Consider the following 6702-nt stretch of genomic DNA (forward strand, 5'->3'; position numbering starts at 1 on the left):
GATGAGCGCATTGCGCATTTTTTCCTACCTTCCGAATCCCAGGATCGCGAAAGCGACGATTGCCGCGCGGCTGTGCGGCGTGACCCTCGATGTTCGTGGCGCGTCGGTGCCCGAGCTGAAGCACTGGCTCTGGGATTTCGATGCCCACGCGATGTCGGAGGCCGAGCGGGCATCGCTGGAGCATCTGCTGCGCACTGCGAAGAAAGGCTTCACCAGCACGCTGTACAAGACTGAAGCCTTTCTTGAAGCGCATCCGTTCGGCACCGTGCCTGCCGCGTTCAGCCCGGATGGCAAGGTCGGCATCTTCGAATCGAACAGCATCATGCGGGCCGTCGCTCGCCTCGGTGATGATAAAGCCCGGCTCTACGGCGACGATCCTTACAGCGCTTCGCGGATCGACAGCTTCCTGGACGCCAGCCTGCTGTTCGCCCGCGATACGCAGATCTATGTGCTGGCGCTGTGGTCGGGTTCGATTGCACCCGAAGTCCATCGCAGCGCCGCGCAGGCGTTCGCAAGCTACATGGGCGGCATCGAGCGCGCGCTGCAGGGGCAAGCGCGATTTCTGGTCGGCGATCGCCTGACGCTTGCCGACATCTGCTTCATCGCCGAACTGACCCTGTTCCACAACGAGATCGCCCACGTCGAGCTGCTGCAGCGGCTGGACCTGCGGCCGATGCTGTCCGCAGCCAGCCGAGCGGAGTTTCCCGAGACCTTCGCTCACTTTGAGCGCTTGCGCGCGATGGAAGCGATTGCACCGGACATCGAGCCTTATTTACAGGCACTGGGCAAGCACTGAGCAAGCCGCACTGAAGCGGGTCCATCCGTCGCGAACGAGGAGAACACCGTCATGAAGCTACTGCAGTCATTCGGCCCGAATCCGCGCATGGTGCGGATGTTCATTGCCGAGAAGGGCCTGTCGATCCGGTTCGAAAGTGTCGATCTGTTCGGCGCCGAGAATCGTCAGGAGGCTTACCGCAAGAAGAATCCGGCCGGCGGCATTCCCTGCCTCGAACTCGACGATGGCCATGTGCTGTCGGAGACCGGCGCGATCTGCGAGTTCCTCGAAGAACTGCATCCTGCACCGGCCCTGATCGGCAGCAACGCCTGGGAGCGCGCCGAGACCCGGATGAACCTGCGCCGCGTCGAACTGCAGGCCACCGAATACCTCTACAACGCCTTCCGCTTCGGCCCCGGACTGGCCTTGTTCGAGCACCGCTTCCGCTGTGTCCCGGAAGCTGCCGATGGACTGCGTGCCAAAGGCCTCGACGGCGTTGCGCTGCTCGATTCGATGCTCGAAGGACAGACCTATGTTTGCGGAGAGCGGCTCACGGTCGCTGATTTGGCGCTGTTCTGCTGTCTCGACTTCTGCCTGTCGACCGGCCTGGTGATCGACCCCGCGCTGACCAACATCAGCACCTGGCTGGCGCGGATGGATGCCAGGCCCAGCGCATCGGCCTCGCTGTCCGCCGGCTGGCAGGACATCGGCATGAAAGGCTGAGTGGGCCAGCGCTGCTGGATGGCAGCTTCGAGGGCGATCCTTATCCGGCCGCAGAACAAGCATATGGAACGGCATCGTCGTATGCCTTGTTTTTTGCGCGGGATTTATTATGATGACCATCATATGAAAAAGCCCAACGCCCGATCGAAGGAGGCCACGCATGAGCGCATCGTCGATGCCGCCGCACGCGCCATCCGGCGCAGCGGCTACGACGGCACCAGCGTTGCCGACATCATGAAACAGGCCGGGCTGACCCACGGCGGCTTCTATGCCCACTTTTCCTCGCGCGAAGCGATGCTTGCCGAAGCGGCGGACCGTGCCGGCGCCGATGCCGTCGCGGCATCGGCGCGCACAGCCGCCAATGCCCCACCGGAGCAGGCCTTGCTGCGGATGATGTCTGCCTATCTCTCGCAAGAGCATCTCAACGCTGTGGAGAAAGGCTGCCCAGTCGTCGCACTGGGTTCGGAGATGCCTCGCCAGGCACCAGAAGTAAGACGCGCGACCACTCGGCGGATCAAGGAAATGATCGACGTCGTTGCCCGCCAGTTGCCCGACTGGGGGCAGCCGGCGGCACATGAGCGTGCGCTGGTCATCGTGTCCTCGATGGTCGGAACCTTGCTGCTGGCACGCGCCGTCGACGACCCCAAGCTTGCCGACGCGCTGCTGGCCTCGACCTTGAAGCACTTCGCTCCAACCGCTCCTTGAGCACGACATCAGCCGTGTCGGCTTTCAAGCTGAGAATGAATATGACGATCATCATAAATTTTTCGCTCGCTATCAGTGCATCGCACATCACTGCTCACAGGAAGGCATTGCCATGACCATCAAGAAATCCATCGCACTCGTCACCGGCGCCTCATCCGGCATCGGCAAGGCGACAGCAGAGCGGCTCGCCCAGGCGGGCTACAAGGTCTATGGCACCAGCCGGCGCGGCGAGCAACAAGACCCGTCATCGTTCGAGATGCTGGCCCTCGACGTGACCCGCGATGAATCGGTTGCCGCCGCCGTCAACGAACTGCTACGGCGGGAAGGCCGCATCGATCTGCTGGTCAACAACGCCGGCTTCGGCGTCGCCCCGGCCGGCGCGGAAGAAAGCTCGATCGAGCAGGCGCATGCGATCTTCGAAACCAACTTCTTCGGCATCGTCAGGATGACCCGCGCCGTCCTGCCCCAGATGCGCAAGCAGGGTGGTGGTCGCATCGTCAACATCGGTTCGATCCTGGGCTTGCTGCCGATGCCCTACGGCGCGCTTTACTCGGCAACCAAGCATGCCGTCGAAGGCTATTCGGAATCGCTCGACCACGAACTGCGCACCCGGGGCATCCGCGTTTCAGTCATCGAGCCGGCGTTCACCAGGACGGCGTTCGATGCCAACCTGATGGAACCCGACACGATGCTGGACGAGTACCAAGGCAACCGTGCTGGCATGAATCAGCTGATGGTGGACGCCATCGCCAAGGGCGATGACCCGGCCGTGGTGGCCGAGGTGGTTTTGCTGGCCGCCAGCGCGGCCCATCCCAAGCTGCGCTATACCGCCGGCAGCCTCGCCGGCCGGCTGCGATTCCTGCGCAGATTTGCGCCGGCAGGTCTGGTCGACGCTGGCATTCGCAAGGATTTCCGGCTCGACGCGCAAACAGTGCCCGCTCGGGCTTAGGCTGCCGTCAAGTCATTACCCAATCATCACGAGCACCAAGCATGGCCGATTCGTCTTCCCAGCAATCAAACCTGCTGACTCAACCCCTGCGGTTACCCAACGGCAGTGCCCTGCGCAACCGCCTTGCCAAGGCGTCGATGAGCGAAGCCCTGGCGACTTACGGCAATCGGCCCACGCCGAAGCTCGTCGAGCTGTATCGGCGCTGGGCAGCATCCGGCATCGGCCTGCTCCTCACCGGCAATGTGATGATCGATCGCCGAGCGCTGGGCGAGCCCGGCAACGTTGTGATCGAGGACGAAGCGGACCTGACGGTGCTGCGGCAATGGGCGAGCGCTGCGACCGATCATGGCGCTGCGATATGGGTGCAGCTCAACCATCCCGGCAAGCAGGCGACCAAGGGGCTCAACGTCAGCACGCTTGCCCCATCGGCCGTGCCGTTCCGAAAGGACATGCAGCCGCTGTTCGAGACCCCTCGCGAGGCCACCCAGACCGAGATCGAGGACATCGTCCAGCGCTTCGGACGCAGCGCGGCGATCTGCAAGAAGGCCGGTTTCAGCGGCGTGCAGATCCACGGCGCACACGGTTATCTGGTCGGCCAGTTTCTGTCGCCGCACCACAACCGGCGCGACGATCAATGGGGCGGCAGCCCGGAAAAGCGGCGCCGTTTCGTGCTCGCCGTCTATGCCGAAGTAAGACGGCAGGTCGGGCCTGAGTTCCCGGTCGGGATCAAGCTCAATTCCGCCGATTTCCAGCGCGGCGGCTTCACCGAGGATGAGTCGCTGGCGACAATGCAGGCGCTCGTCGACGCCGGCATCGATCTGATCGAAATCTCCGGCGGCACCTACGAAGACCCAGCGATGTCGGGCGCGCTTCCTCAGGCAATGAAGGCCTCCACCGCAGCGCGTGAAGCCTACTTTCTCGACTTCGCCGAGAAGGTGCGCGCCTCGCTGAAAGTGCCCTTGATGGTCACCGGCGGTTTCCGCAGTGCCGCCGGCATGAACGCCGCGCTGCGTTCCGGTGCCCTCGATGTGATCGGCCTCGCGCGGCTGCTGGCCATCGATCCCGATGCTCCGGCGGCCTTGCTGCGAGGACAGGACAGCCCCCAGCAGGTGCAGCCGATCAAGAGCGGTATCCCGGCGATCGACCGCATGGGTGTCATGGAAATCTTCTGGTACACGCTCCAGCTCCGCCGCATTGCCGACGGCGGCGAGCCACGTCCCGGCGAAAGCGGACTGTGGGCCTTCCTCAAAGCAGTGACGAAAAGCGGCTGGGGCACCTTCCGGACGCGGCGCCTGCGCGCTACGGCCTAGCGCAGCGAGTAGGACAAACGCAGGACTCAACCTCGATATTGGAGAGCGACATGAATCTGCTGGAACAACCCGGCGCTGCAAACGGCCTGGAACAGTTGCGAGGCTGGCTTGCGAGCGGTCAGCAACCGGCCATCGGCGAGACGCTGAAGTTCTCGCTGGTCGAAGTTTCGGAAGGCCGTGCAGTGTTTGCGGCGACACCGGGTGCGCACGCCTACAACCCGATCGGTTCCGTGCATGGCGGCTACGCGGCCACGTTGCTGGACTCGGCCTGTGGCTGTGCGGTGCATTCCGCGCTGAGCAGCGAGCAGGGCTACACGACGCTGGAACTGAAGATCGCCTATCACCGCGCGCTGAGCGCCAGCACCGGTCTGGTGCGCGCCGAGGGCAAGGTGGTTTCGATCGGCAAGCGTGTGGCCTTTGCCGAAGCGCGGATCACCGACGAAGCCGGCCGCCTCTACGCCTCGGCGACCTCGACCTTGCTGGTGTTCGAGCGCAAGTCCTAGACGCGCCCTAGATGCTCCGGGCCGGCGCTCAGACCCGCTCGATGACCATGGCGATGCCCTGGCCGACGCCGATGCACATCGTGCACAGCGCATAGCGGCCGCCCGTACGTTCGAGCTGGTTCAGCGCGGTGGTCACCAGACGCGCACCTGAAGCGCCCAGCGGATGGCCGATGGCGATCGCGCCGCCATTGGCGTTGACGTGAGCGGCATCGTCAGCGAGGCCAAGATCGCGGGTCACGGCCAGGCCCTGCGCCGCGAACGCTTCGTTGAGTTCGATGACGTCGATCTGCGACAGCTTCAGTCCAGCCAGTGCCAGCACTTTCCTGGTCGCCGGTGCAGGGCCGAAACCCATGATCCGTGGCGCCAGGCCCACCGTGGCCATCGCCAGCACTCGGGCGCGCGGCTTGAGGCCGTAGCGTCCGGCGGCAGCTTCGGACGCCAGCAGCACGGCGCAGGCACCGTCGTTGACGCCTGATGCGTTGCCCGCGGTGACGCTGCCATCCGGCTTCACGACACCTTTCAGCTTGGCGAGCATCGCCAGCGTGGTATCCGGGCGCGGGTGTTCGTCCGCAGCGAACTGCAGTGCCTCGCCCTTCTTTTGCGGGATGGCGACTGGCACCAGCTCATTCGCGAAGAAACCGGCGGCATGCGCGGCAGCCCAGCGCTGCTGGCTGCGGATCGCGAAGGCATCCTGATCGGCGCGCGAGATGCCAAATTGCTCGGCGACGTTCTCGGCGGTTTCCGGCATCGAGTCGATGCCGTACTTGGCCTTCAACAACGGATTGATGAAGCGCCAGCCGATCGTCGTGTCCTCGATCTTGGCGACTCGCGAGAACGCGCTGTCGGCCTTGCCCATCACGAACGGCGCGCGGGTCATGCTTTCGACACCGCCGGCGATCATCAGCTGCGTTTCGCCCGCCTTGATCGCACGAGCCGCCATGCCGATCGCATCGAGGCTCGATCCGCACAGGCGGTTGATCGTCGAACCCGGCACCTCTTGCGGCAAGCCGGCGAGCAGTGCGGCCATGCGCGCGACATTGCGATTGTCTTCTCCGGCCTGATTCGCGGAGCCGTAGAGCACGTCTTCGACAGCCGCCCAGTCGACGTTCGGATTGCGCTGCATCATCGCTGCGATCGGCAGTGCTGCGAGATCGTCGGTACGGACATTGGCCAGCGCGCCGCCGTAACGGCCGAAGGGCGTGCGGATGGCGTCGCAGAGGTAGGCGTGCTTCATGATTTCGGGGGCTCAGCGAGTGACGAGTTGAACGGCCGGCGCGCTTTCCCTCGGCCGGCGATCGACCACCCGCTTGGCCTTGCCGATCGAACGCTCCAGCGTCTCCGGGGGATGCAGCAGCACGCGGACGCTGATGCCGACATAGGTCTTCACCAGGTGCTGGAGATTGCTGCTCACTTCCTTGCGCAGGCCGTCTTCGATGCCGGCATCGGCGACCGACAGCTCGACGTTGACCAGCAGCTGATCGAGATTGCCTTCGCGGATCACTTCGATCAGATAGTTCGGCGTCAGCTGCGGGCAGCGCAGCAGCAGTTCCTCGATCTGGGTCGGGAAGACGTTGACGCCGCGGATGATCAGCATGTCGTCGGATCTTCCGGTGATCTTGCCCATGCGCCGCATGCTGCGCGCGCTCGGTGGCAGCAGGCGCGTCAGATCGCGAGTGCGGTAGCGGATGATCGGCAGCGCCTCCTTGGTCAGCGAGGTGAACACCAGTTCGCCTTCCT

Annotated in this window: 7 protein-coding genes and 1 pseudogene; 6 read left to right on the plus strand and 2 right to left on the minus strand. The window is 64.3% G+C overall.

Annotated features, from left to right (window positions below):
- The first annotated feature begins 1 nt into the window (after position 1).
- From Q0D45_RS02400 to Q0D45_RS02425, 6 genes are all read left to right on the plus strand, one after another.
- On the plus strand, positions 2–796 hold the full coding sequence (locus Q0D45_RS02400) for a glutathione binding-like protein (protein ID WP_293387984.1): 795 nt from the start codon (positions 2–4) through the stop codon (positions 794–796).
- Between the two features lie 51 nt (positions 797–847).
- The gene (locus tag Q0D45_RS02405; RefSeq protein ID WP_293387986.1) at positions 848–1498 is read left to right on the plus strand and encodes a glutathione S-transferase family protein; all 651 of its coding nucleotides are present in this window, start codon (positions 848–850) and stop codon (positions 1496–1498) included.
- 123 nt (positions 1499–1621) lie between these two features.
- Complete coding sequence (locus tag Q0D45_RS02410; protein WP_366946319.1) at positions 1622–2203, plus strand: TetR/AcrR family transcriptional regulator; 582 nt, start codon at positions 1622–1624, stop codon at positions 2201–2203.
- A 112-nt stretch (positions 2204–2315) separates the two neighbouring features.
- Complete coding sequence (locus tag Q0D45_RS02415; RefSeq protein WP_293387990.1) at positions 2316–3152, plus strand: oxidoreductase; 837 nt, start codon at positions 2316–2318, stop codon at positions 3150–3152.
- A 41-nt stretch (positions 3153–3193) separates the two neighbouring features.
- Positions 3194–4462 carry an NADH:flavin oxidoreductase/NADH oxidase family protein gene (locus Q0D45_RS02420; protein ID WP_293387992.1) on the plus strand — a complete coding sequence of 423 codons (1269 nt, stop codon included), beginning with the start codon at positions 3194–3196 and terminating at the stop codon, positions 4460–4462.
- A 50-nt stretch (positions 4463–4512) separates the two neighbouring features.
- A complete protein-coding gene (locus Q0D45_RS02425; protein ID WP_293387994.1) occupies positions 4513–4965 on the plus strand; it encodes a PaaI family thioesterase in 453 nt (150 codons plus the stop codon).
- 28 nt (positions 4966–4993) lie between these two features.
- On the opposite strand, the gene pcaF is transcribed toward Q0D45_RS02425, so the two are convergent.
- On the minus strand, positions 4994–6199 hold the full coding sequence (gene pcaF / locus Q0D45_RS02430; RefSeq protein ID WP_293387997.1) for a 3-oxoadipyl-CoA thiolase: 1206 nt from the start codon (positions 6197–6199) through the stop codon (positions 4994–4996).
- A 12-nt stretch (positions 6200–6211) separates the two neighbouring features.
- Positions 6212–6702: pseudogene (locus Q0D45_RS02435) on the minus strand (phenylacetate--CoA ligase); the annotation flags it as partial.

Origin of the sequence: Nevskia sp. (genome assembly GCF_023266035.1) — a bacterium.
GTDB lineage: Bacteria > Pseudomonadota > Gammaproteobacteria > Nevskiales > Nevskiaceae > Nevskia.